General features: G+C 43.3%; 19 protein-coding genes and 1 tRNA gene. 6 read left to right on the top strand and 14 right to left on the bottom strand.

Annotation, left to right across the window (positions count from 1 at the left end):
• Nucleotides 1-38: 38 nt before the first annotated feature.
• Nucleotides 39-2,069 (bottom strand): excinuclease ABC subunit UvrB, encoded by a 2,031-nt coding sequence (gene uvrB / locus IG80_RS0103000; protein WP_032113305.1) that lies wholly within the window; start codon nt 2,067-2,069, stop codon nt 39-41.
• A 257-nt stretch (nt 2,070-2,326) separates the two neighbouring features.
• Between uvrB and IG80_RS0102995 the strand changes: the two genes are divergently transcribed.
• Complete coding sequence (locus IG80_RS0102995; RefSeq protein WP_032112520.1) at nt 2,327-2,947, top strand: hypothetical protein; 621 nt, start codon at nt 2,327-2,329, stop codon at nt 2,945-2,947.
• A gap of 166 nt (nt 2,948-3,113) precedes the next feature.
• Here IG80_RS0102995 and IG80_RS0102990 read toward each other — a convergent pair whose 3' ends face one another.
• The 7 genes from IG80_RS0102990 to IG80_RS0102955 form a co-directional block, all read right to left on the bottom strand.
• Nucleotides 3,114-4,712 carry an ABC transporter ATP-binding protein gene (locus IG80_RS0102990; protein WP_032112519.1) on the bottom strand — a complete coding sequence of 533 codons (1,599 nt, stop codon included), beginning with the start codon at nt 4,710-4,712 and terminating at the stop codon, nt 3,114-3,116.
• Nucleotides 4,709-5,737 (bottom strand): ABC transporter permease, encoded by a 1,029-nt coding sequence (locus IG80_RS0102985; RefSeq protein ID WP_032112518.1) that lies wholly within the window; start codon nt 5,735-5,737, stop codon nt 4,709-4,711. Before IG80_RS0102985 ends, IG80_RS0102990 begins: the two co-directional genes overlap by 4 nt.
• 153 nt (nt 5,738-5,890) lie before the next feature.
• Entirely contained in the window at nt 5,891-6,985 is a 1,095-nt protein-coding gene (locus tag IG80_RS0102980) for a microcin C ABC transporter permease YejB (RefSeq protein WP_032112517.1), read from the bottom strand.
• A 10-nt stretch (nt 6,986-6,995) separates the two neighbouring features.
• Entirely contained in the window at nt 6,996-8,900 is a 1,905-nt protein-coding gene (locus tag IG80_RS0102975) for an extracellular solute-binding protein (protein ID WP_052045933.1), read from the bottom strand.
• 16 nt (nt 8,901-8,916) lie between these two features.
• On the bottom strand, nt 8,917-9,459 hold the full coding sequence (locus tag IG80_RS0102970; protein WP_032112516.1) for a c-type cytochrome: 543 nt from the start codon (nt 9,457-9,459) through the stop codon (nt 8,917-8,919).
• Nucleotides 9,460-9,738: 279 nt separating this feature from the next.
• Nucleotides 9,739-10,095, bottom strand: a complete 357-nt coding sequence (locus IG80_RS0102960) for a hypothetical protein (protein ID WP_032112514.1) — start codon at nt 10,093-10,095, stop codon at nt 9,739-9,741.
• Nucleotides 10,096-10,253: 158 nt separating this feature from the next.
• Nucleotides 10,254-11,123 carry a hypothetical protein gene (locus IG80_RS0102955; protein ID WP_032112513.1) on the bottom strand — a complete coding sequence of 290 codons (870 nt, stop codon included), beginning with the start codon at nt 11,121-11,123 and terminating at the stop codon, nt 10,254-10,256.
• 451 nt (nt 11,124-11,574) lie between these two features.
• Here IG80_RS0102955 and IG80_RS0102950 point away from each other — a divergent pair, with 451 nt between their 5' ends.
• The gene (locus IG80_RS0102950) at nt 11,575-12,318 is read left to right on the top strand and encodes a 3-deoxy-manno-octulosonate cytidylyltransferase (RefSeq protein WP_032112512.1); all 744 of its coding nucleotides are present in this window, start codon (nt 11,575-11,577) and stop codon (nt 12,316-12,318) included.
• On the opposite strand, the gene IG80_RS0102945 is transcribed toward IG80_RS0102950, so the two are convergent.
• Nucleotides 12,315-13,652, bottom strand: a complete 1,338-nt coding sequence (locus IG80_RS0102945; protein ID WP_052045932.1) for a hypothetical protein — start codon at nt 13,650-13,652, stop codon at nt 12,315-12,317. The two genes, IG80_RS0102950 and IG80_RS0102945, sit on opposite strands and share 4 nt — an antisense overlap.
• A gap of 141 nt (nt 13,653-13,793) precedes the next feature.
• Here IG80_RS0102945 and IG80_RS0102940 point away from each other — a divergent pair, with 141 nt between their 5' ends.
• From IG80_RS0102940 to ligA, 3 genes are read left to right on the top strand one after another with little or no spacing between them, the layout of a single operon-like run.
• Nucleotides 13,794-14,636, top strand: a complete 843-nt coding sequence (locus IG80_RS0102940; protein ID WP_032112510.1) for an outer membrane protein assembly factor BamD — start codon at nt 13,794-13,796, stop codon at nt 14,634-14,636.
• A gap of 20 nt (nt 14,637-14,656) precedes the next feature.
• Entirely contained in the window at nt 14,657-16,315 is a 1,659-nt protein-coding gene (gene recN / locus IG80_RS0102935; RefSeq protein WP_032112509.1) for a DNA repair protein RecN, read from the top strand.
• A gap of 9 nt (nt 16,316-16,324) precedes the next feature.
• Nucleotides 16,325-18,445, top strand: coding sequence for an NAD-dependent DNA ligase LigA (gene ligA, locus IG80_RS0102930; RefSeq protein WP_032112508.1), 2,121 nt, complete (start codon nt 16,325-16,327; stop codon nt 18,443-18,445).
• A 48-nt stretch (nt 18,446-18,493) separates the two neighbouring features.
• On the opposite strand, the gene IG80_RS0102925 is transcribed toward ligA, so the two are convergent.
• Nucleotides 18,494-19,861, bottom strand: coding sequence for an Nramp family divalent metal transporter (locus IG80_RS0102925; RefSeq protein ID WP_156962102.1), 1,368 nt, complete (start codon nt 19,859-19,861; stop codon nt 18,494-18,496).
• 541 nt (nt 19,862-20,402) lie between these two features.
• Here IG80_RS0102925 and IG80_RS0102920 point away from each other — a divergent pair.
• Nucleotides 20,403-20,867, top strand: a complete 465-nt coding sequence (locus IG80_RS0102920; RefSeq protein ID WP_032112506.1) for a DUF4385 domain-containing protein — start codon at nt 20,403-20,405, stop codon at nt 20,865-20,867.
• Nucleotides 20,868-21,296: 429 nt separating this feature from the next.
• On the opposite strand, the gene IG80_RS0102915 is transcribed toward IG80_RS0102920, so the two are convergent.
• The 4 genes from IG80_RS0102915 to folE form a co-directional block, all read right to left on the bottom strand.
• Nucleotides 21,297-21,533, bottom strand: coding sequence for a ChaB family protein (locus tag IG80_RS0102915; protein ID WP_032112505.1), 237 nt, complete (start codon nt 21,531-21,533; stop codon nt 21,297-21,299).
• Between the two features lie 371 nt (nt 21,534-21,904).
• Nucleotides 21,905-21,998, bottom strand: a tRNA-Ser gene (locus tag IG80_RS0102910).
• Between the two features lie 48 nt (nt 21,999-22,046).
• Nucleotides 22,047-22,940, bottom strand: coding sequence for a hypothetical protein (locus IG80_RS0102905; RefSeq protein ID WP_156962009.1), 894 nt, complete (start codon nt 22,938-22,940; stop codon nt 22,047-22,049).
• A gap of 176 nt (nt 22,941-23,116) precedes the next feature.
• Nucleotides 23,117-23,737, bottom strand: a complete 621-nt coding sequence (gene folE / locus IG80_RS0102900; protein WP_032112503.1) for a GTP cyclohydrolase I FolE — start codon at nt 23,735-23,737, stop codon at nt 23,117-23,119.
• Nucleotides 23,738-23,837 lie beyond the last annotated feature (100 nt).

The raw sequence follows: 23,837 nt of genomic DNA, 5'->3' as shown, positions 1-23,837 counted from the left end.
TTCTTTTTCTTACTAAAAAATAGAGAACATTGAAGCTTTCACAAACTTAGATCTTTCGCTTCTAGGCGACGGAGCTCATCGCGTAGGCGGGCAGCTTCTTCAAATTCAAGGTTGGCGGCAGCGTCGCGCATGCGCTTTTCCAGATTAGCAAGATGGGTTTTCAGTTTTTTGCCAACCAATTCGCCCCCCTCACTATCAATGCCAACGGTGACGTGATCAGCTTCATAAACACTTTTTAAAATATCGACGATGCCCTTTTTCACTGATTCTGGCGTGATGCCATGGGCAGCATTATAGGCCTGTTGTTTTTCCCTGCGTCGGTTGGTTTCTGAGAGGGCTTCGGTCAGGGATTTAGTCATCTTGTCTGCATATAAAATCACTCGACCATTGACGTTACGGGCAGCGCGTCCAATCGTTTGGATGAGCGAGGTTTTGGAACGTAAATATCCCTCTTTATCAGCATCAAGAATGGCAACGAGACCACATTCCGGGATGTCTAAGCCTTCGCGTAACAAGTTAATCCCGATCAGGATATCAAACACGCCAAGACGCAAATCACGGATAATGGTGATGCGCTCCAACGTTTCAATATCAGAGTGCATATAACGCACTTTAAGACCAGCTTCACTCAAGTATTCACTCAATGCTTCAGCCATTTTTTTAGTGAGAGTTGTCACAAGAACGCGAAAGCCCTGGGCGATTGTGTCACGACATTCGGCGATTAGATCATCGACTTGATGATCACAGGGATGGACAATGCAGATAGGATCGATAAGGCCTGTGGGACGAATGATTTGTTCGATCACTTCGCCATAAGTTTCTTCTAACTCGGACGGTCCAGGAGTGGCAGAAACATAAACTGTTTGGGGGCGCAAATGATCCCACTCTTCAAATTTTAGAGGACGATTGTCTTTGCATGAAGGCAGGCGGAATCCGTATTCGCTGAGAGTTGTTTTCCGAGAAAAGTCGCCCTTATACATCCCTCGAATTTGGGGGACCGTAACGTGGCTTTCATCAATAATGAGAAGGGCGTCTTTAGGTAGGTATTCAAATAAGGTGGGCGGTGGTTCGCCTGGGGCTCTGCCGGTTAGATAACGGGAGTAGTTTTCAATACCGGAACAACTACCGGTCGCGGCCATCATCTCCACATCAAACTTCACGCGTTGTTGCAGGCGTTGCGCCTCCAGCAATTTGTTTTCTGCAGTGAGTTCGCGTAATCTCACATCAAGCTCAATCTGGATCTGTTTAATAGCCTGTTGCAAAGTCGGCCCAGGAGTAACATAGTGACTGTTAGCAAAGATGCGAATCTGCTCAAGCTCTTGGAACTTTTCACCAGTGAGGGAGTCAATCTCAAAGATCTTTTCAATCTCATCGCCAAAAAAGCTAATCCGCCAGGCTCGATCTTCATAATGGGCGGGGAAGATCTCTAGCGTGTCGCCACGTACTCTGAAATTACCACGGAAGAAAGCAATGTCATTCCTTTTATATTGTAACTCCACCAACCGACGCATCAGCTCACGCTGCTGGATATATTGATTGACCTGCAAGGGAATCGTCATCTGACTATAGGTTTCCGCACCGCCAATCCCATAGATACACGAAACGCTGGCAACGATAATTACGTCGCGCCGTTCCAGGAGTGAGCGGGTAGCAGAGTGACGCATCCGGTCAATCTGTTCATTGATGGAGGATTCTTTTTCAATAAAGGTGTCAGTGCGTGGCACATAGGCTTCAGGTTGATAATAGTCGTAGTAGGATACGAAATACTCAACAGCATTATGAGGGAAAAACTCCTTCATTTCAGCATAGAGTTGGGCTGCTAAAATTTTGTTGGGCGCCATGATGAGAGCAGGTTTTTGCACTCTCTGAATGACATGGGCCATGGTGAAGGTTTTGCCTGAGCCAGTGACGCCGAGGAGAACTTGGTTTTTCTTTTCTTCCCTCACGCCTGCCGTCAATTTATCAATGGCTTGTGGTTGATCGCCTGAGGGCTGAAACGGTGATTCAACTTTGAAAGGAATCACCTCACTTGACACTTTATTATAAAGAAGCGGGATAGTGACTGTCATAGCAATCCAACCTCCATGCATTATCTCCCATAAACCTACCTTTTTACTTGGAAAAGTCAAGGTTATTCGGTATCCATTTTCTTCCTCGAAGAAAAAGCGGCGTTTACAAAAATATCTATATTATTTTAAAATCATAAATACTATTTTTTGCTTTAAAAATAGGAAAATTAAAATATTTGAATAATCATTTAATAGTAATTTAATATGCTTTCTTGAACTTTAAAAACAATAAAAATTCTGTAAATAAGGTATATGAAATGGTAAAAAGATTTATTTCTTTCGTTTTAGTTTTTAATTTTTTGTTAAGTGTAACTGAATGTTATTCAAAGGGTGGACGTGAACAAGATAAATTATTTGATGATTTAAATGATTATGAAACTTTCGAGATGCAGATCGAAGAAGTTCCTTATTATCAAATTCCTCCTAATTATGAAGTTTTAGTTAATAAATTTGACGAATTATATCAAAAATTAGAATCGAGATTTTCTATTTTAACAACTCTTAAAGAAATAGTGCCCTATGGTCCATTGATGGAGGCCTATTTTAATGAGATAGTAACCAATAATAGCGTTCAAGAACATGAAATCAACTATTATCACTTATGTGCTTCTTTTATTCGCACTGGAGTAATCTCCTTGTATAAATCGGGAGCTATTGACCAAGAAGAAGATTTAGCTTCTGATCTTGATGAGCACTTATTAGAGTATATTGGAGGTGATGAGGAAAGCTTTGTTGGACACCCACGAACACTTTTTAATCTTACTGAAAACTTATCAAATACTGTTATGCCGCAAATAATCAGAATGGCTGCAATGACACATGATGAAGCGGAAGCGTATTTTGCTAGCCTCCCTATACCCTCTCTCAATATACAGTAAATTTGGCTGAAAAATGCTTATAATCCTCATGATAAGATGAAGTTAGCTTATAAAACAAGCATTACAACATCTTGTTATGAGGAGCCGTACTGTTAGAAAAAGACATGGACCCTCGGGGGCAATCCCCAGGGCAATTGCATGAAAAATTATTTTTAGAGAAAATGACCTATACAAACTCAAAAGCAGCGCGTTTCAGTGCTTTCGCATAGTCGGTTTGCGGATTGTTGATAATTTGATCGGCGGTACCTAATTCGACGAGTTGACCCTGTCGCATTACCAAAATACGATGACTCATCGCGCGTACAACCTTCAAATCGTGACTAATAAATAAGTAAGATAATTTGTGACGCTTTTGAAGATTACGCAATAACTCTATCACCTCGGCTTGGATTGAGCGATCAAGGGCTGAGGTTGGTTCATCCAAAACTAGTAATTTAGGTTTTAGAATCAAAGCTCTGGCAATGGATATACGTTGACGTTGACCTCCTGAAAATTCATGGGGATAGCGAAAACGTATTTCTTCTGGAAGGCCGACCTCTTGGAGGCTCCGAATCACCGCTGCCTCAATTTCAGCTGAGGTGAGGTTTTTCTGATGGACCGTAAGACCTTCAGCGACAATTTGGCCAACTGACAAGCGTGGGTTGAGGGAACTGAATGGATCCTGGAAGACAATTTGCATGCGCGCACGAAAACCACGCATTTGTTTGAACGCCAAATGATGAAGCTCATTGCCCATGAAAACGATGGTGCCAGTGCTCTCCACCAGTCGGAGCAGTGCATAGGCCAGAGTGCTTTTTCCTGACCCACTTTCACCAACAATGCCTAGGGTCTCCCCCTCACTTAAAGAAAAAGAAATCCCATTCACAGCCTGGACGCTTGATGCTGTGCGAGTAAAGAAACTTGCCTTACTGGTAAAGGTAACTTTTATATCACAAGCCGTTAAAATTTGTGGCGCATTTGCCGCAAGAGGTGCTGGATCTCCCGAGGGTTCGGCTGCCACCAAAGCTTGAGTATAAGGATGAGTTGGTTTCTTTAATATCTCGTCAGCAGAACCTATTTCTACAATTTGGCCGTGACGCATCACAGCGATGCGATCGGCAATTTGGCTGACCATATTAAGGTCATGGCTAATCAACAATAGCCCCATCTTGAATTGTTGCTGAAGCTGCTTCAAAAGCTTAATAATTCCCGCTTGAATTGTGACGTCCAACGCGGTTGTGGGTTCATCAGCAATCAGCAATTTTGGCTCACAGGCAAGGGCCATGGCAATCATCACCCGTTGACGTTGTCCGCCCGAAAGTTGATGGGGTAGAGCCGAAAGGCGGGATGTGCCCTCCTTAAAACCAACGAGGTCTAACAATTCAATGACTCGGTTAGTAGCAGCTTGTCTGGATAGGTTACGATGAACGTAAAGCACCTCAGAAATTTGTTTTTCGATAGAGTGAAGTGGGTTCAGAGCTGTCATTGGCTCTTGAAAAATCATCCCAATTTCATTCCCTCGAAATTTTTTCAGGAATTTTTCAGTCCTGTTCAAAAGCTCATTCCCCTCAAACAAAATAGAACCCGAGGGATGCATAGCCGATGGATAAGGAAGAAGGCCTAAGATTGAGTGAGCGGTAACAGATTTGCCAGAACCGCTTTCCCCTACCAGCGCGAGCGTTTCACCCTGGCTAATCTGAAAGGATACATTGCGGACGGCATCAAAAGCAGGCTGGCCTGAGCGGGCAAATTGAACCGATAAATTTTTGATTTTGAGCAGGCTCATGAGACAGATACCTTTCTTGGGTCAAAGGCGTCGCGAACCGCCTCTCCAATAAAAATCAGAAGACTTAAAATGAGGGCAATGGAAAAGAACCCGGTGAGCGCTAACCATGGCGCCTGAATATTATTTTTTCCTTGAGTCAATAATTCTCCGAGAGAGGCTGACCCGGGTGGCAGACCAAATCCTAAAAAGTCAAGCGACGTCAACGTCGTAATTGAGGCACTAATGATAAAGGGTAAATAAGTAATGGTTGCCACCATCGCATTGGGCAGAATATGACGCCAGATAATTCGATAACCAGGAACACCTAATGCTTCTGCAGCTCGTACATAATCAAGGGATCGGGTACGGAAAAACTCAGCTCTCACAACCGCAACTAAATTCATCCAGCTAAATAAAAGCATGATCAACAATAACCACCAAAAGTTAGGCTCAATCATGCTGGAGAGAATGATAAGGAGGTAGAGAATCGGCAGACCACTCCAGATCTCAGTAAAACGTTGCAAGATCAGGTCAATCGTCCCACCATAATATCCTTGAGTGGCACCAGCGGCGACGCCGATAATCGATGAAAAAACAGCCAAAGCGAGCCCAAAGAGAATGGAAATCCGCGAGCCATAAATCAGTCGGGCCACCACATCGCGCCCCTGATCATCGGTGCCAAGCCAGTTATCCATTGTTGGCGCAGAAGGAGCCGGTGTCGGTATGTCATAATTGACCGTGTCAAAGCTATAAGGAATGGGGGGAAATACCATCCATCCTTTCTTTGTGATCAGCTCTTTGACATAAGGATCACGGTAGTTGGTCTCCGTCTCAAAAGTACCGCCCCAGATTGTTTCAGGATACGCTTTCACAATCGGAAAATAAAAATGTTGATCGTAATAGACTACAATTGGTTTGTCGTTGGAAATCAAGGGAGCCAACAGGGTGATCAAGAAAAAGACGCAGAAAATCCATAAGGATAAATAGCCACGGCGGTTAGCTTTAAACTGTCGCAAACGGCGTTGCATTAAGGGTGAAAAAGTCATCTTAAGTATCCGTAAGTCCTCTGAGGTTGCCTTGAAATTACTCCCATTAGGAGGCAAGTACAATAAATTTCGCCGTCCCGAAGATAAACACCCTGAAGCACGGGCGTCCGGCAATTATAAACAATATTCTTCAGAAAAGCAGGGGTTAACATCCTATCCTCGGCTGGCAGCTAGGTCAATGCGTCGATCGACCAGCATATAGGTTAAGTCACCAATCAGGTGCAGGAACATCCCAATGAGGGTATAAATATAAAGGGTACCAAACATCACCGGATAATCCCGGTTCATGGCGGATTCAAAGCCAAGTAAACCTAATCCATCAAGGGAGAATAATACCTCAATTAATAAGGAGGTGGTGAACAAAATGCCGATAAAGGCGGCAGGGAAGCCTGCGATCACAATTAACATGGCGTTGCGAAAAATATGACCATACAAAATTCGATTTTCGGTAAGGCCTTTAGCCCGGGCCGTCACCACATATTGCTTGCTAATTTCCTCCAAGAATGAATTTTTAGTAAGTAAAGTCAACTTTGCAAAACCGCCAATCACCATTGCCGAAATGGGCAAAATCAAGTGCCACAAATAATCGAGAATTTTACTCAAAGTGGTCATGGTATCCCAATCTTCTGAAGTCAATCCACGTAAGGGAAAGATGGTGAAGAAACTTCCGCCCGCAAAGAGCACAATCAGAAAAAGAGCGAATAAAAAGCTTGGCACGGCATACGTCACAATGATCACAGCGCTGGTCCATACATCAAAAGCGGAGCCATCTGTCACGGCTTTTTTTATCCCAAGGGGAATTGAGATTAAGTAGACTAACAGGAGCGTCCATAAACCAATGGAAATAGAGACGGGAAGCTTTTGCAGAACCAATTTAATGACACTCGTATCGCGGAAATAGCTGTTGCCAAAATCAAATATCGCATAATTTTTCATCATAATGATAAAGCGTTTATAAGCTGGCTGGTCAAAGCCAAACTGCTTTTCCAATTCTTTGATAAACGCTGGATCAATCCCCTGGGCGCCCCGATAAACACTTTCACTCCCACTACTTGATTGCATTTGATGCGTGTCCGCACCCGCACCACCAAGGCGAGAATCGAGGTCCGACGATTGACCTCGTAATTTGGAGAGGACTTGCTCAACAGGACCACCAGGAGCCGCTTGAACAATCACAAAGTTAATCAACATGATTCCCAATAAGGTAGGAATCATCAGGAGAAGACGGTGCAGAGTATATGTGAGCATTACTTATTTCTCATAAGAAGAATGATTTTAGTTTCAGCCATACTTTTCTTATACTTGATTCTGATTCATTTTTCATTCTTTGTGAAAGGGCGGTCGCCTTTTTTTCATCATACCACCAACTACTATAATCCAGTTTGGAGTAAGCAGGGCTGGTTTTGGAGTGATCAAATTTATCCCAGTAGGCAACAAAAGTGGTGGAGCTATGCCAAGCAGGAATCATATAAAAATTCCACAGAAGAACGCGGTCAAGGGCTTTTGCTGTCTCGCATAACTCAGTATAGCTTTGTGCTTGAATTAACTGCTCGATCAACGCATCTGCGACTTTGTTTTTAATGCCAGCATAGTTATAAGTGCCAATGTTATCAGCTCGCTCTGAGCCAAAAAAGTCACGTTGTTCATTGCCCAGCGAGGGGCTTTGGAGAAAAATGCCGACAATCATATCATAATCAAGGTGTTCGACCCGATAAATATAAGAAGTTGCATCCAATAGACGTACGTTGATGTTAATGCCGATACGTTGTAATGCGTCTTTTAGGGTGAGGATAATCTTCTCAAATGTGTGGTCACCTACAAGCACTTCAAATTCTAAAACCTGGCCGGTTTTTTTGTGCTTCATCACCTTATTGTCAAGCGTCCAACCAGCTTCTTCTAGGAGACTTTGCGCCTTTTTAAGCTCTTTGCGGAATTCAGATTCACTACCTGCTTCGGGAAGAGCGAAGACTTCATCGAAGACTTGTTTTGGGAGTTCACTTTTGAACGGTTCTAGAAGTTTTAATTCGGTCGCACTTGGTTTCCCCGTCGCGGCAAAGTCAGAGTTTGGATAATAACTTAAGTTGCGACTATAAAGGTTAAAGAAGAATTTTTCATTCAACCATTTAAAGTTGAGGCATAAGGTCAACGCCTCACGGACAAGAGGATCTTCAAAAAGGGGACGACGTGTATTGAAAAACAAGCCATATGTAGCCCCGGGAAGTTTATTCGGAATTTCAGTCCGCACAACCCATCCATTTTTGACTGCGGGAAAGTTATAGGCAGTGGCCCAGTTTCGCGCTATATTTTCAGCTCGTAAATCAATTTTACCAGCCTTAAATGCTTCAAATAAAGTATTGGCGTCCATATAGTAATCAAGACGGATGCGATCAAAGTTATTACTTCCTTTTTGCGAGGGAACATTTTCACCCCACCAATGCGGATTACGTTTGTAGGTGATGGAGCGCCCTGGATCCACTGACTCGATTGTATAGGGGCCACTCGTGGGGGCAGGAGTTAATGTGGTTGAGGTGAAGTCAACTTTCTCATAATATTTTTTCGGCAATATGGGAAGCTGACCAATAATCATCGGCAGTTCATGATTTGTAGTCGTCGTGAAGGTGAACTTGACTGTGTGGTTATCGATTTTCTCAACCTGGCTGACATTCTTATAATAAGTGCGATAAAGAGGCAGCCCTTTAGCGCGTAAAATCTCAAAACTCCAGATCACATCGTCAACGGTAATCGGTGTCTCATCACTAAATTTGGCATTTTTGTTAAGAAAAAAAGTAACCGAAGAGTGGTCCGGTGCGACTTCTAACGCTTCGGCTACAAAAGCATAAGATTCACCTGGACGATCACGGGCTTCGTTAAGAAGGCGTGCGTAAGTCAGACCAATCCCACCGACCGGTGTCCCTTTAACAATATAGGGATTTAAACTGTCAAATGTTCCCAGAGCGCCTAAATTAAGTTGGCCCCCTTTAGAAGCTTCTGCGTTTGTATAGTCAAAATGAGTAAAATCGACAGGATATTTAAGGTTATTAAAGCTAGAAAAACCATGGGTTTTTTCAGCCTGAGCAGAAGAGAGCACAAGGGAATTGAATGTGATTAAAAACAAAAATCCCCACAGACGACTATGGGGGGAAAGTTTAAAAGCTAAGATCATGGGTAAGGAATCTCTTTTATATTTTTGGGAGTGGTTTTGGACTATCACTCAAGGTCATTAAGTAGGCGATGAGATCAGCACGTTCTTTATCATCGGCAATACCAACAAATGACATTTTCGTGCCCGGAATATACTCACGTGGTTTATGTAAAAATTTGTTGAGCTCTTCAACTTCCCAGTCACCTTTGCCGTGTTTGTCTTTAAGGCCTTGGGAATAGGCAAAACCTGCCGCGTGAGCAAATTGATTGCCAACAATTCCCCACAAATTCGGACCTGTATGGTTAGGACCATCTTTTTCGAAGGTGTGACACTGTAAACATTTTTTAGCCACAACTTTTCCTTTTTCAGCATCAGCTGAGGCAAGCACTGGCGTAATCGGCTGAAGTTCTTTTTTCTCTGTTCCTGCAGAGGCACCTGCCGCGCCTAAATCGATGGGGATAATGTTTTTTTCGAGTGGCGTTGGATGAATGAGGATATCAGAAAGCAATGAGCCTGACATTGCAACGAGAAGAGCAACAAGAATGCTTGCTGCAATTTTATTAAATTCAAAACTATTCATTCGAGCCAGTTATAAAAATTACTACTATAATAAGTATAAATCGAAATGGCTACTTGAGAAAGAGATTATTAAAAATTTACCGAAAAAAATAGCTACCCAGTTTGAGGGCAACTACAAGGCCACACTGGGTAGCCATAAAGACAGAAGTCACAACACCTTACGGATGGGGGGGCTGATAAATTCGTGCAAAGAGTCCGCCAACAGGGAACACTGTTCCAAAATAATAATAAGCTATTATTGAGTGCTCTGCGGCAATATCTCAACGTTATTTACTGAGCGTCAATTTTCATCTGTAATTGTTGTCAAACCTTCATACTCATTGACATCTGATAAATGTATTGTGCCGGTAATTGTTGTCAAACCTTTATACTGATTGGCACCTGATAAATGTATTGTGCCGACATCTACAGAAAAAAAGTTATTTGTTACCGGAGAAAAGGAAGGTAAATCACCTAGAGTCAGAGGAGAGTAAGTTAAACTATCTAGATCTGCGTTGTTTGAAGGTTCCTGGGTCCTAGCAATGATGGTGGGGGCGAGGAAATTGGAAGGGTCTGGTGCTGACGGTTCAGATGCTGAGGCTTTAAGGCAGGTTGCCTGAAGCAAGAGAAATAGACCTAATTTTATTTTTAGGGACATGTTTTACTCCTAAATTAATTTTTTTAATTTTAGGATAATTTTCTTTAAAAGTCAATTGATTTTTGAGTGGAAGAAAAGGGGGATTCCCCCTCTTTGTAGATCTTTAACTATTAATATGCTGTTCTGAGGAATTGATGAAATTTCTCGTTCCTGTGAAGCTAGTGCTTCTTTGCCATGGAAAAGACTTGAGAAAGTCGTTGCAGGGGTTTGCGTCCCGCTGCCCGACCCAATCTATAAAGTTCATTTTGTAAAAGATAAGGTATTCCAGGAAATTTAAAGTCTAATTCGTTGACGGAACCTCCACCACTTTTGAGAAGCTCAACATAGCCTTCAGCTGTTTTTTTTGCTTCTGCCATGCCACGATTGAACAGATTGGGATCAAGCTCAACGATTGACGCATCGGCATTAAAGCATGTTGTCCCTGAATCATATGTCTCTTCTTCAGGTTCAGAAATGGCTGGTTCCTCAAGAGCTTTTAATTTTCCGGTTACCATTCCAAGGCTACTGAAAGCTTTGCTAATTGTGCGGGTGATATCCGTTGTTCCTTGGTCAAGGGTGTGGCTTAACCAATAGATAGGGGAGGCAAGTTCGCCCAAAGGTTTACGGTGATGTTGTATGCCGCCAATGCTAAAAGAAGCATTTCTCACCATCGTTGAATAAGAGGAGCTCTTGGTTGATTCTGAAGTAGAGCTGATTGGCTGAAATGCGGAAGAGGTATAGCTTTTAAAAAGATCTTGTGCAGTAATAGTTTCTCCCGGCTCTTTTGGCGCGTGAGGAAAAGGATCAACTGGTTGGGGAGAGTAGCTCGTTATAGCTTTGCTTTGTCCTTCTTCATCAAGCTCTGTCGCTTGGGGATTAAGTTGCACGGAGCCACTGTCCGGATGCTTAAGGTAAGCAGGTTTTAAATTGTAAAAGAATGACTTAATACCAGCAAACAAGCCAGGGGCAGTCGTGCGGTTGTGAATGTCATCGGCAAAACAAGCTGTTGTAGCGATAACGCTTGAGATAAGTAAAATTTTTCGAAACATGGTATGCCATTTTTAGTAATTATTGGTTCAATTACAATATTGGATCTTTTTGATAATTTGTCAAGAGTCAAGACTTTGAGAATTTTTGTCGTTTTTTCTCTCATCTTTAGAAAGAATAATTTTAGTGTTTTAAGACTCTTGACTCCTCATTTTAATTTCTTATTCCGCAAGTTTCTTTAACAACTTGACAATTATGCTCTGGCGTAGAGAGGAGCACCGCGAAATGACAGTAGTAGTTTTTTCATTGGATTTTTGAACAAGGATTGAGGGAAACTTTTAAAGCTTGGTGAGGCTGCTCTCTTCCTTATTAATATCATTAACATCTTTACAAAACGCAAACTAAAAAACCCTTTATTCAGGCTGATGAATGTCGCAAATCCTAATTATCAATTGAACACTTTGATCAAACTTGTTAAAAAAAGAGACGGTTTTTTATAAGTATAGTAATAAAATGACAAAGACTTTAATTGTGATTCCAGCACGTCTGGCTGCTGGCCGCCTTCCTCAAAAGCCATTGGCGCTGATCGAGGGAGTGCCGATGATTGTGCGTGTTTGGCGTCAGGCGATGCTCGCGAATGTGGGGCCGGTGATTGTGGCTTGTTGTGGTGAAGAAATTGCCAGTGTTGTTCGCGCGGCAGGCGGCGAAGCGATTATCACGGATCCTGATCTTCCCAGTGGGACAGACCGTGTGGTCGCGGCGATGAATCAGTTTGATGCGGGATCCGATTATGACATCGTCATTAATTTGCAAGGCGATTTGCCGACGATTGATCCAAATGATGTGCGGCAAGTGATGTTACCCTTTGCAGAGCCCGAGGTAGATATTGCAACCCTGGCGGCAAAAATTGAAGAGGCATCGCAAATCACCAATCCTAATGTGGTTAAGATTGCCACGGGGACTTGGCGAAAGGTGGTTGATGGTCAGGTAGCACGCGCTGTGTACTTTTCACGCCAGGCAATTCCTGCGAATGCCACAGAATTTTACTATCACATTGGTGTTTATGCTTACCGTAAAGAGGCATTAAATCGGTTTGTTCAACGGGCGCCATCTTATTTAGAGATGACTGAAAAGTTGGAACAGTTAAGAGCATTAGAAGCAGGGATGAGGATTGATGTTACAAGGATATCGCAGATCCCTCAAAGCGTTGACACGCCCCAGGATTTGGAGCGCGTCGTCGCAATGTTGAGGGATTAATTGCCGCCGTTGCCGCCAGCGTTTCCTGCTCCCTTCACGCCACCCATGTTCCCCATGACGTTGTCGGCAACCATTTTGCCGAGGTTGCCCAAAGGATCTTTGGATTCCGAGTTATGGAAAACCTGGCGATTGCCTTGCTGCTGATTAGGCGCCCGTTGAGCCGCCTTTGAGCGCGCTGCTTGTTGAGGTCTATCCCCACTAAGGCTACCACCTTGCCCAGCTGGACCTTTTCTCATAGCTGGTGGAGGTGGTGGCGGTGGAGGGACATTATTGCTGCCACCATTCCGGTTAGGAGATGGCTTTAATTTTTGTCTTTGATCTTGAAGTTGATTGGAAAAAGCATCTGTATTCACCTGAAATGTTGGTCGCGCATTAGGTATTGTTTTGCGCAGATTATTGCGACCCTGATTGAGCATATCCGGCGTAATTTTTGGACGTTGGTTATTATCACCCTTTTGATTTTGCTGATTCGGCGTTGTTTTGCGCAGATTATTGCGACCCTGATTGAGCATATCATTGGTGATGGCTCCGCCCCCGTGATTAGGTGCACCTTTTCTCATGGCAGGGGGAGGGGGTGGTGGCATTGGGATGCGATTGTTGCTTCGTAAATTCTGGCGTCCCTGATTGAGCATATCATTGGTGATGGCTCCGCCCCCGTGATTAGGTGCACCTTTTCTCATGGCAGGAGGAGGGGGTGGGGGAGCAGCTGGACCGTGATTTACTTGCTGAGCGCCACCACATGAATTAATTTTCTGCAAAATGGTGATTGCTTCGGCAATCGAACTATTCACTGCTTGGGGTGATTGACAGGTTTTGCCTGAGAGTTGTGCTTCTGATTGGTTGCTTAAATCAGGATTTTGTGCCGGATCAGAAGGAGTTTGCCCTTGATCATGTCCTTGATCATTCATCTGATCATTACTATCTTGACCTTGATCGTCTTGGTTTAGTGGATCATTTTGGCCAGAATTTGGGGTGTTGAGATTAATGTTTCCGCCTCTGTTGCCGTTGTCATTGTTACCAGAGTCATCGCCAAACATCGCTCCCATACCTTCCATGTCGGGTTCTTGGTTTTGGTTCTGTCTAGCAGCTTGGCGCCCCGCTCTCACATTCTCTTGATTAGAAAGCTGGAAAGCTTTTCGGGCAGCCTTTCTACAATCATTAATAGGGGCTGTGCCGCATTCTTTGATGCATTCTTGGGCGAGTCTTTCTGATACACCACATACATCACCTTGACAAACTGTTTGACAATTTAAAGCCGCATAAACTGAAGTCGCCCCAAATAAAAAGCTAGCGCAAACAAGGCTAGTGTTTAGGTAAGCAATTTTCTTGATCATGATAAAACCTATCTTCAAATGCATCTAAGTCGATTTTAGTAGGCAAAGGTTAATAACGTACTAACTTTGCGAAAAGAACTTTCAGAGTGAAAAGGGGTGTGTTAAATGTGATGTACATAATTAATAAAGTTTAGACTAAAGATGACATTATATCAGTTCAAAAACCTTTTTCTTTCGGCCTCATTAGCGTGTCTTCTTGTCGGGTGTTCTTCCACAGATAAGGAAATTGAGGAGATGCCGGTGGAGCAGCTCTACAATCTTGCAAAAGATTCCCTTGATCGTGGTAGCTATACTCAAGCGGCAAAGTATTTTTCTGAAGTAGAGCGTCAGCATCCCTATTCAGTATGGTCCCTTCGGGCTCAGTTGATGGCCGCTTATTCTTTTTATGAAGCCAAGAAGTATGACGAAGCGATTGAAAGCTTTAATGTCTTTATCCAATTGCACCCGGGGCATGAAAGCATTCCTTATGCTTATTATATGATTGGTTTGTGTAACTATGAACAAATTCCAGCTATTGAACGTACTCAAGAAACAACAGAGAGAGCGCAAACCGCTTTCCAAGAAGTAATCAACCGATTCGCGGGAACGCCCTATGCGAAAGATGCCAAGTTCAAATTGGATCTGATCGTTGATCACTTTGCTGGGAAAGAAATGGACGTGGGTCGTTATTACTTGGGCAAACGTGCCTACATTGCCGCTCTGAATCGCTTTAGGGTCGTCGTCGACCAATATCAAACCTCCTCTCACACTCCAGAAGCATTGCATCGAATGGTTGAATGCTACCTTGCTCTTGGGATTTATGACCAAGCACGGACAACAGCTGCTATCTTAGGTCACAACTATCCAGGAAGCCCATGGTATGCTGATACTTATAGCTTGATGCAAAGTCAGGATCCCAAAACATCGTTGCCCAAAAAGCAAGCCCAAAAAACGATGACGGCACAGGCTGATTCCAGTGTCAGTTCCAAGCCCCCAGTTAAGTAAAATAGAGGGAGAGACGTCTCATGCTCACCAGCTTATCAATTCGTGATTTTGTCATTATTGACTCACTTGATTTGCAGTTTGAGTCAGGGCTAAGTGCGCTTACTGGCGAAACTGGAGCAGGGAAGTCTATATTATTAGATGCGTTGAGCTTAGCATTGGGGATGCGTAGTGATGCCTCGCTTGTGCGTCAAGGGGCAAAAGAATCGGTGATCATTGCTGAGTTTATTTTGCGGGAAGCCGGCGTCGTCAATGACCTGTTAACCCGGCAATCAATCCCCCATGAGGAGAGCTTGATTATTCGTCGCCTGATTTCAAGTACTGGCAAAGGTAAAGCTTACGTGAATGATCATCAGGTGAGTATCACTTTCTTGCGTGAGCTTGGCGACGTATTGTTAGAAATTCATGGCCAATTTGACCGTTTGCTGACGGTTTCTTCTCACCGCAAATTGTTGGATGCCTATCTTGTCGCTCCCGAGTTGATTGCCTCAGTCCGGGCAGCCTATCAAGACTGGCAGGGGGGCCAGAAAAACTTTGAAGAAGCAGCGGCACGCTTGGACCACCTCCGACGCCATGAGGATTTTCTAAAATACCAGCTGAAAGAGTTGGAAACTCTGAATCCAGAAGCAGGGGAAGAGGCACAATTGATTGAAGCGCGCCAAGCCTTATCAGGATTTGCTAAGCTTTTTGACATCGTGCATCAAGCCTATCAAACCTTACAGTCAGGCGCCACCTTAGAGTCGCTACAACAGTCTTTTCGTGCCCTCCAGCGATTGCCAGAAACCACTGATGCGCATGTAGATGCGGCGACAAAATCTTTGAAGGTTGCAGTGAGTGAAGTTACCGAAGCAGTGGCTCAACTGGATGAACTTTATGGTAAGATTGATGATCAACCCGCCAAATTGCAGCAGATTGATGATCGATTGCAAGCGCTTCGAGCTGCAGGTCGTAAACATAATGTGGCTGTAGATGATTTGGCCACGTTTTTAGAGCAATTGCGCGAAGATTTGGAAACTTTAGATCAAGCAGAACAGCGTACTACTCAGCTTGAAAAAATTGTATTGGCCAAGAAAAATGTATTTTATCAGGTAGGCAAACAATTGCATGAGGCGCGTGTCTCCAAGGCCAAGGAATTGGATGCATCGATGGCAGAAGAGTTGCCATTGTTAATGCTGCCCAATGCAAAATTCCACTCGGTGGTTGGGGAAGTCGAGGAATCTGCCTGGCATGAAGCAGGAATCGATAAAGTCCAATTCTTGGTGGCAATGAATAAGGGACAAGAACTATCCCCCTTAGAAAAAACAGCCTCGGGCGGGGAGTTAGCTCGGCTGATGTTAAGCCTCAAGGCAACCCTCGCGACAACTGTAACTCTCCCAACTATCATTTTTGATGAAATTGATATTGGGGTTGGCGGGGCCGTGGCAGCGGCAATTGGTCAGCGCCTTGCTAAATTAGCCCAGCATGTGCAGGTGCTTGCCATTACTCATTCACCCCAAGTGGCCGCAGCCTCCGATCATCATTATTTAGTGCTAAAACAAGATGTGGGTGAGAAGATGCAAACAACAGTGGCCAAGCTACCATTGACAAATCGTTATGATGAATTGGCGCGGATGCTCTCGGGCGTTGAAGTCACCGATGAGGCAAGAGCTGCTGCTAAAAAACTACTCTCACGATACGGATAAAAAGTTACAATGCTAGATCATTCTTATGCAGACGTTAATGTGGATGCATTAACACCCCTGGAAGCAGCCATTGAGCTAGAGCGCTTGGCCAAGGTCATCGCCCATCATGATGAGCTTTATTTCCAAAAAGATGCGCCTGAAATAAGTGATGCGCAATATGATAACCTTGTCATTCGTAACCGTAAAATTGAACTGCGTTTTCCCGAGCTGAGGCGCAATGATAGCCCGACACGTCGGATTGGGGCACCGTTGGCGTCGGGTTTTCGGAAGGTCAAGCATCGAATCCCTATGCTGTCCCTGGAAAATGCTTTTAGTAATGAAGATGTTTATGAGTTCTTTAATCGGGTGCGTCGTTTTTTAAATTTGCAGGAAACGCAAGAAATCACTATTGTGGCAGAACCAAAGATTGATGGTCTATCAGCTTCACTTCACTATCAAAATGGACGTTTACGCCTTGGGGCCACGCGGGGTGATGGCAGTGAAGGGGAAGATATTACCGAAAATGTCAAAACAATTCTTGATATTCCCACGGTGTTGGAAGGGAATAATGTACCGGAAAGTTTAGAAGTACGCGGTGAAGTTTACATGTGCCGTGACGATTTTTTTGCTCTGAACGCGCGTCGGCAGGAAAATGGTGAAGCAGAGTTTGCCAACCCAAGAAATGCCGCAGCAGGATCCTTACGGCAACTTGATCCAAAGGTGACTGCAACCCGTCCTTTACGCTTTTTTGCTTATGCTTTTGAAGCTCTTTCCGGCGTGGAACTTGGCCTCCATTCAGATATTCTTGCCCAGCTCAAGCTATGGGGGTTTATCGTAAGTCCCGAGATTCGCCTCTGTCATTCCTTAAGTCAAGTGATTGATTATTATGATTATATTGGAGGACGTCGTGCAACTCTTCCTTATGATATTGATGGGGTGGTCTATAAGGTGAATAACCTTGAGTGGCAACGTCGATTAGGCAGCGTTGGTCGGACACCACGCCATTCTATTGCACATAAGTTTGAGGCTGAAAAAGCTGAAACTATTGTAGAAAATATTGATGTTCAGGTGGGACGCACCGGGGTTCTTACACCAGTTGCTTGGTTGAAACCTATCAATGTTGGTGGTGTGATGGTATCGCGGGCGACTTTGCATAATGCCGACGAGATTGTCCGACGGGATGTTCGTATTGGTGATACAGTCATCATTCAGCGCGCCGGCGATGTGATCCCGCAAGTGGTAGAGGTTATCAAAGCTAAACGCTCATCAGAATCACAATCTTTTGTTTTTCCTGAGGCTTGTCCTTCTTGCGGAAGCTTGGTTGAGCATGTGCCAGGTGAGGTGGCGCGGCGCTGTTCTGGCGGATTAATTTGCGCCGAACAAGTCGTGGAGCGACTTAAGCATTTTGTTTCCCGTGATGCTTTTGATATTGAGGGGTTAGGGATCCGCAACATCGAAGCGTTTTTTGCCGATGGGCTTATCAAAAATCCTGTTGATATTTTTATGCTAGAGGCACGGGATAAACAATCACTTACGCCGCTTCGATGTCGTGAAGGATGGGGTGGACAGTCAGCGCAAAATCTCTTTAATGCCATTAATAAGCGACGTACCATTTCACTTAATCGATTTATCTATGCGTTGGGGATTTTGCAAGTTGGATCGGTCACAGCCAAGTTACTCGCTAAACATTATGTTTCATTCGCCAACCTTAAAGAGCAAATGATTTTGGCCGAAGATCCCACAAGTGAAGCCTATCACGATCTCTTAAGCCTTGATGGTATTGGTCAAAGTACGGCCGCTGATCTCATTTATTTTTTCCAAGAACCACATAACCTTGAGATTATCGATAAATTGCTACGCGAGATTCATATTGAAGATTTTCATATGGAAATAACGGATAATACTCCTCTTAGTGGTAAAACTCTTGTCTTTACGGGAACAATGCAAGCCATGAGTCGGTCAGAGGCAAAAGCAACTGCTGAGCGTCTGGGAGCAAAAGTGGCAGGGTCCGTCTCCAAAAAAACCGACTTTGTTATTGTGGGAGCCGATGCTGGTAGTAAGGCAAAAGCCGCTGCTGAACTTGGGATTCAGGTTTTAAGTGAAGCGGAATGGCTGAAAGTGGCGCAGGGTGAGCTCACGAAAGGGGTTTAATCTTCCATAATCATCCCGTCCCTGAGGGGGAGCGAGTATGGCAATCTCCTACCCAACTCCTGTCAGTGTATCAAAGAGAAGCTTTGTATTAAGTATAAGGATGATAATTGCGACGATCCAAGCAAGGATTTTCAAGGGGAGCGATATGACGAACTTGCCCATTTTTTCCTTATTTGAGACAAATTGCAGCAGGGGGATAACGGCAAAGGGTAATTGCATTGACAAGATCACTTGGCTGAAAATTAAAAGCTGGGCTGTGCCGCTATCACCGTAAAGAGCCGTAATGATGACAACGGGGACAATGGCACAAGCGCGGGTGATGAGACGTCTAGCCCAAGGGCGGAGACGTAAGCGCAAAAATCCTTCCATCACAATTTGACCAGCAAGGGTAGCCGTAATTGTTGAATTGAGGCCTGAGGCAAGCAACGCCACTCCAAACAACAGTGAGGCAATACCCAGGCCAAGGAGAGGCGAAAGCAGCGTATAAGCTTGTTCGATTTCTTCCACATAAGTGTGTCCCGTGCCATGAAAGGCAGCAGCAGCCACAATAAGAATTGCAGCATTTACAAAAAGAGCAAGCGTGAGGGCAATCGTACTATCAACCGTTGCCAGGCGAATGGCATCCCGTTTTCCTGCGTCATTTCGTTCATAGGCTCTGGTTTGAACAATGGAAGAATGGAGATAAAGATTGTGTGGCATGACTGTCGCCCCAATAATGCTGATGGCAATATAGAGCATTTCTGAATTGCTGATCACCTGGGATGAGGGAATAAATCCACGAAGGACCTCGGCGATCGGGGGGTGTGCTGCAATGAGTTGTATGCCAAAACAGCTAGCAATGACAACGAGCAAGGCAATAACAAAAGCTTCTAAGAACCGGAACCCCTTGTTCATTAATAGTAGTAATAAGAATGTGTCAAGTGCGGAGATCAACACACCAACAAGGAGGGGAATGTCAAAGAGGAGTTTCAGGGCAATAGCTGTGCCAATCACTTCAGCCAAATCACAGCTAATGATGGCGATTTCGCAGATGAACCAAAGCATTAGGCTGACAGGACGCGAGTAAGTTTCTCGGCAGGCTTGCGCCAAATCACGGCCAGTGACAATCCCAAGGCGGGCTGCAAGTGCCTGTAAAATAATGGCCATCAAATTAGATAAAAGAATGACGCAAAGGAGGTTATAGCCAAACTTTGATCCACCAGCAATATCTGTTGCCCAGTTGCCCGGATCCATATAACCCACCGAGACCATATAACCTGGCCCGGCAAAAGCCAAAAAACGGCGCAACCATAATCCATTTTCCGGAACAGCAATGGTGGCATTTACTTCAGGTAGACTCTTTGCATTTGAGTCTATATCTGTCAAAAAGGGCTTAGCTTTGGGCGCTGAATTTGACAATGAAGAGTCTCCATTCATATCCGTTCTTTGATTCACTATACGCCTTTAGTGTAAGTCAATTATAAAGTTCACACCAGAGAGTTAATAAAATTTTTTAATAAGGGAAAGATGCTGAATGCATTACAAGATCATAGCTAAGAGACTTATTTAACAAAATAACGTAAATTTTTGCTTACGACGGCACAATGGGTTATTTCTTGTGAGTTTTTTTAATATAAGCATATCGATCATTTTTCGACGATGGGGAAGAAAAGATCATTTATCCCCTTCAGTCATCAGAAAACCTATTATAATAATTATCAGAGTACTCTCTCCACTTAAGTTATGGGACTGAGAGAGGATTAACGGGTGATGGGGGACAATGGGGAGAAGCCAGTGAAGATGCAAATACCAAGATTATTGTCAGCATTCAGATTGATTGCGGGCGGATTAGGCTGATCCCTGTTGCGCCCTCAAGATGACAAAGAATATTCTAAGGAAAGGTCTTACACTTATGAGGAGTCCCCTATTACCTTCTTCCCCGCGTCCCTACAAATCTTCTACTAAACAAGAAAAAATTATGCACTGGGAGTTAAAAAAATCCACTTATCCTTGGAGTTCAACTATTGATTACCGTAAAAATCCTGAAAAATACCAGGTAGGAAAAGGAGAACAAGGAGTTCTCATTTGTGAGCCCTACAAATCAGAAATATTACCTCACTGGCGTTTTAAAAACCCGGAAATTGCTGAGAAGAGTGCTAAGGAGATATTTAATCTATTTAAAAAATATCTAAATAGGAAAGATTTCGTCGGCGCAGATATGGCGCGTAAGTATTTACAAATGGGATATACAAGAGCTAGAAGATACGCCAATCACAAGGGAGGCAAAAAATATGATCCTCTCTTGGGAACAGAACTCCCTCTTAATGTGAAAGATCCTGATAAAGAAGAAAGCGCAAGACTATTTTATAGGATGTGGAAAAAAGCAGAATCAGATTTTTTATATAGCAAAATGAAAAGGAGTTGGAAAGAAAGATACGGCTAAATTAGGGCGCGAGGGCAAGAACTTTGCATGTAAAACTTCTTGGGTTAAAAATTGTGGCTTGTGTGAAACGGCCCTGTCTTCTGCAAATGTGAATATTCCCGTCTCTCAAAGGAGAAGAAAATCATATAAAGGCTGAATAATTATATTCCCTTTGGAATAATGAAAGCCAACTTTGCCATCTGTGATCAATCTGGCTAATCCTTTACTGCTTCAGCATTTTTATAACGGTTTAGCTGTATAAACAAAGAGTTCCTTCGAAGCTCCGCATTTCTCATCAGCATGGGTATGATGGGGAATGAATAGAGTTCTATTAGATTGCCTTTTTAAAAGAATTGCGCGCTAGAGCACGACCAATATAAGATGATGTACCAACAGTATTCTGAAGAGATTGTTAAGCGGGTTTTTGTACTATTTCATAGTCTACTGATATTATTTCTTTTTTTGATGCCAATTATTATCAGCCCCTTTTTCATATTTTTCTTTTACGGCACTCCAGGCGACTTTATGACTAATTTCCTCTATCGATTCATCTTTGTGACGTCTTTTTTGAGGATCGCTATATTCTTTATGTGCGTTATTATAGGCTTCTCTATAAATGTCTTGAGCGTGCTTAGGTAAATGCTTTTGAATAGAGTCAGGTAATTCGGAATTAGTTTTATAAGGCATTATTATCTCCGTTATCCATTAAACTTAGTTAGATTAAAGCCGAGCATCTAGAACTTAATTTTCTCCAAGTTAAGAAATCATAAATTACTTATTTATCTTTTGTAAATTAACTCAAAACTCCTTAAAAGTCCATCCACTACTCTTATTCCCTTCCTAAGGATCATGTGTAGGTGATCTGCTCGGAATTCAGGTGGCGAGTCCCATAAAATTTGTTGATAACAAAGGGATTCCCCCTCGTTCCGTCCTAATTTGTTTAGCTAAAAGAAGGCGTGAGAGTATTGAGAAAATAAAATTCTCTATAGTGGCCTGCGGCGGTCAAACATAATGAAAGTTAGTTTAAAAAGAAGAATTTAAAAGTGTGAATGGGTATCTGGCGGAGGGAGAGGGATTCGAACCCTCGATACGGCTTTTCAACCGTATAACGGTTTAGCAAACCGCCGCCTTCAGCCTCTCGGCCACCCCTCCGGATTTTTATAATCTAGCTATATTTAAGGCGTCTGTCAATTTCTAAATTTACCATTGTAGAGAAAGAAATACAGTCGTTCCGTAAGTCACTGCGAGCGTATAAGGAAGCCAGGCTGGCGGTGCTATAAATGCTGGGATAAAGCAGAGCAGCCAGTTCACGGTTCCATAAGTTGCCATCCCAACTCCCACTCCAGCAGTTGCGCAGGAAAAAAAGCGAATATTGAGTAACCAAGTCCGTAATGGATGGTTTTTGCCGACCTCCACGTTAACTGCCTGCTTCTTAAGCTCATCTTTTAAGCTATAGATATCTTCACTTAAGATATCTTGCTTATGATCCATGTCTTTGACTATACCTTCTTGCTCGATTAGTATTTTTTTGATGTCCTCTAAGGTGATATGCAAAAATTGTAAATCAAAGTTTTTAGAGGGGATGCCTGCTTGTAACTGAATCAACACCTGCTCAAGTTGAGCTTTTTTTCGGCGTGATTGTTCTAGTTGCCATCTGAGAGTGGTATTTTCCCGCAATAGTTCTAAATTTTTATTAACCAGATGAGAGATTCCTTTTGATTCAGGATCTTTTTTTTGTGGCTGCAGATTCTGACTTCCGATTATTTCCCAAGTTTCTAAGGATGAATGCTCATCCAGCTCAAGCGGGGGAGCCGAAGTAAGAGGAGAATAATCATCGAGTAATGGAGCAAGAGGTGGGTGCTGATTAGATAAAAACTCCCTATTTTGATGCACAATATTGAGCATACTTTTAGGTTGTGGTTCAACAACCGGTGTTTCTGAGAAAGTGGGGGGAGATTGCAAAAAAGAAGGGCTTCCTTTCCCGTCACCGGCGTAATTTCTTTGTGACGGGGATTCTCCATATGGTTCTACTTGCGCACTATAAGCATAAAAGCCAATCATACTCAGATAAAATAATATTATATATCTAACCATCTCCCTCTACCTATCTTAAAGAAGTAATATATATGTGAGATCAATGAAAGACTTCACATTCCTACTAGAATCAGATCACAAGTAACTATGTTAGTCAAAAAGAAATATTAATAGATATTATTGCAAAAAAATGTCACTTAATGGTTAATAAAATTACCTCTTAAAGAGGGGCTGGTCTAATCCCCGGTATGCCGTGCTTGAATCATTGATAAAACCTCACGGCGAAGCGCCGCATCTTTTTTAAACACGCCAGTCGTTTTGCTGGTCGTCATGGTGACACCATGTTTATGGACACCTCTGGTGGTCATGCAGTGGTGAGTAGCTTCAATAATGACAGCAACGCCGGATGGGTTTAACGTTTGTTGGATGGCATCGGCAATTTCGGCGGTCATTTTTTCCTGAATTTGCAAACGTTTTGCAAAAAGGTCGACGACACGGGCAAGTTTACTAATGCCAACTACACGATTGGTTGGTAAGTAGGCAATATGGGCTTTGCCGATAATAGGAGCCAGGTGATGCTCACAGTGTGATTCAAAACGAATATCGCGTAAGAGGACAATTTCATCATAGCCTCCCACTTCCTCAAAAGTTCGGGCTAAATACTCACTGGGATTAGTGGCGTAACCTGCAAAATATTCCTCAAATGCTCGAACCACGCGACTTGGCGTTTCTGTCAACCCTTCACGATCTGGGTTGTCACCCGCCCAGTGCAATAAAGTGCGTACCGCTTCTTCTGCTTGCGCGCGCGAAGGTTTTGATTGTTGATTGGGCTGTTGTTCGGAAAATTTGAGGTTCATGACTTTTTACTCTATGCTTTTATTAATTTAAAAGGATGGGTTGATGGGGGCTATCCAGAGAAAAAGCTGGAATATCGACTAAAAAAAGTTTCTCCATTGG

The sequence above is a fragment of the Candidatus Paracaedibacter symbiosus genome (assembly GCF_000757605.1).
In the GTDB taxonomy this organism is placed as follows: domain Bacteria; phylum Pseudomonadota; class Alphaproteobacteria; order Paracaedibacterales; family Paracaedibacteraceae; genus Paracaedibacter_A; species Paracaedibacter_A symbiosus.
The sequence above is the reverse complement of the archived record's forward strand: the minus strand, read 5'-3'. Positions and strand labels throughout refer to the sequence as shown.

Excerpts from the sequence above, each read along its gene's own strand:
- uvrB (WP_032113305.1), bottom strand. The coding sequence starts at position 2,069 with ATGACAGTCACTATCCCGCTTCTTTATAATAAAGTGTCAAGTGAGGTG.
- IG80_RS0102995 (WP_032112520.1), top strand. The coding sequence starts at position 2,327 with ATGGTAAAAAGATTTATTTCTTTCGTTTTAGTTTTTAATTTTTTGTTA.
- IG80_RS0102990 (WP_032112519.1), bottom strand. The coding sequence starts at position 4,712 with ATGAGCCTGCTCAAAATCAAAAATTTATCGGTTCAATTTGCCCGCTCA.
- IG80_RS0102985 (WP_032112518.1), bottom strand. The coding sequence starts at position 5,737 with ATGACTTTTTCACCCTTAATGCAACGCCGTTTGCGACAGTTTAAAGCT.
- IG80_RS0102980 (WP_032112517.1), bottom strand. The coding sequence starts at position 6,985 with ATGCTCACATATACTCTGCACCGTCTTCTCCTGATGATTCCTACCTTA.
- IG80_RS0102975 (WP_052045933.1), bottom strand. The coding sequence starts at position 8,900 with ATGATCTTAGCTTTTAAACTTTCCCCCCATAGTCGTCTGTGGGGATTT.
- IG80_RS0102970 (WP_032112516.1), bottom strand. The coding sequence starts at position 9,459 with ATGAATAGTTTTGAATTTAATAAAATTGCAGCAAGCATTCTTGTTGCT.
- IG80_RS0102960 (WP_032112514.1), bottom strand. The coding sequence starts at position 10,095 with ATGTCCCTAAAAATAAAATTAGGTCTATTTCTCTTGCTTCAGGCAACC.
- IG80_RS0102955 (WP_032112513.1), bottom strand. The coding sequence starts at position 11,123 with ATGTTTCGAAAAATTTTACTTATCTCAAGCGTTATCGCTACAACAGCT.
- IG80_RS0102950 (WP_032112512.1), top strand. The coding sequence starts at position 11,575 with ATGACAAAGACTTTAATTGTGATTCCAGCACGTCTGGCTGCTGGCCGC.
- IG80_RS0102945 (WP_052045932.1), bottom strand. The coding sequence starts at position 13,652 with ATGATCAAGAAAATTGCTTACCTAAACACTAGCCTTGTTTGCGCTAGC.
- IG80_RS0102940 (WP_032112510.1), top strand. The coding sequence starts at position 13,794 with ATGACATTATATCAGTTCAAAAACCTTTTTCTTTCGGCCTCATTAGCG.
- recN (WP_032112509.1), top strand. The coding sequence starts at position 14,657 with ATGCTCACCAGCTTATCAATTCGTGATTTTGTCATTATTGACTCACTT.
- ligA (WP_032112508.1), top strand. The coding sequence starts at position 16,325 with ATGCTAGATCATTCTTATGCAGACGTTAATGTGGATGCATTAACACCC.
- IG80_RS0102925 (WP_156962102.1), bottom strand. The coding sequence starts at position 19,861 with ATGAATGGAGACTCTTCATTGTCAAATTCAGCGCCCAAAGCTAAGCCC.
- IG80_RS0102920 (WP_032112506.1), top strand. The coding sequence starts at position 20,403 with ATGCACTGGGAGTTAAAAAAATCCACTTATCCTTGGAGTTCAACTATT.
- IG80_RS0102915 (WP_032112505.1), bottom strand. The coding sequence starts at position 21,533 with ATGCCTTATAAAACTAATTCCGAATTACCTGACTCTATTCAAAAGCAT.
- IG80_RS0102905 (WP_156962009.1), bottom strand. The coding sequence starts at position 22,940 with ATGGTTAGATATATAATATTATTTTATCTGAGTATGATTGGCTTTTAT.
- folE (WP_032112503.1), bottom strand. The coding sequence starts at position 23,737 with ATGAACCTCAAATTTTCCGAACAACAGCCCAATCAACAATCAAAACCT.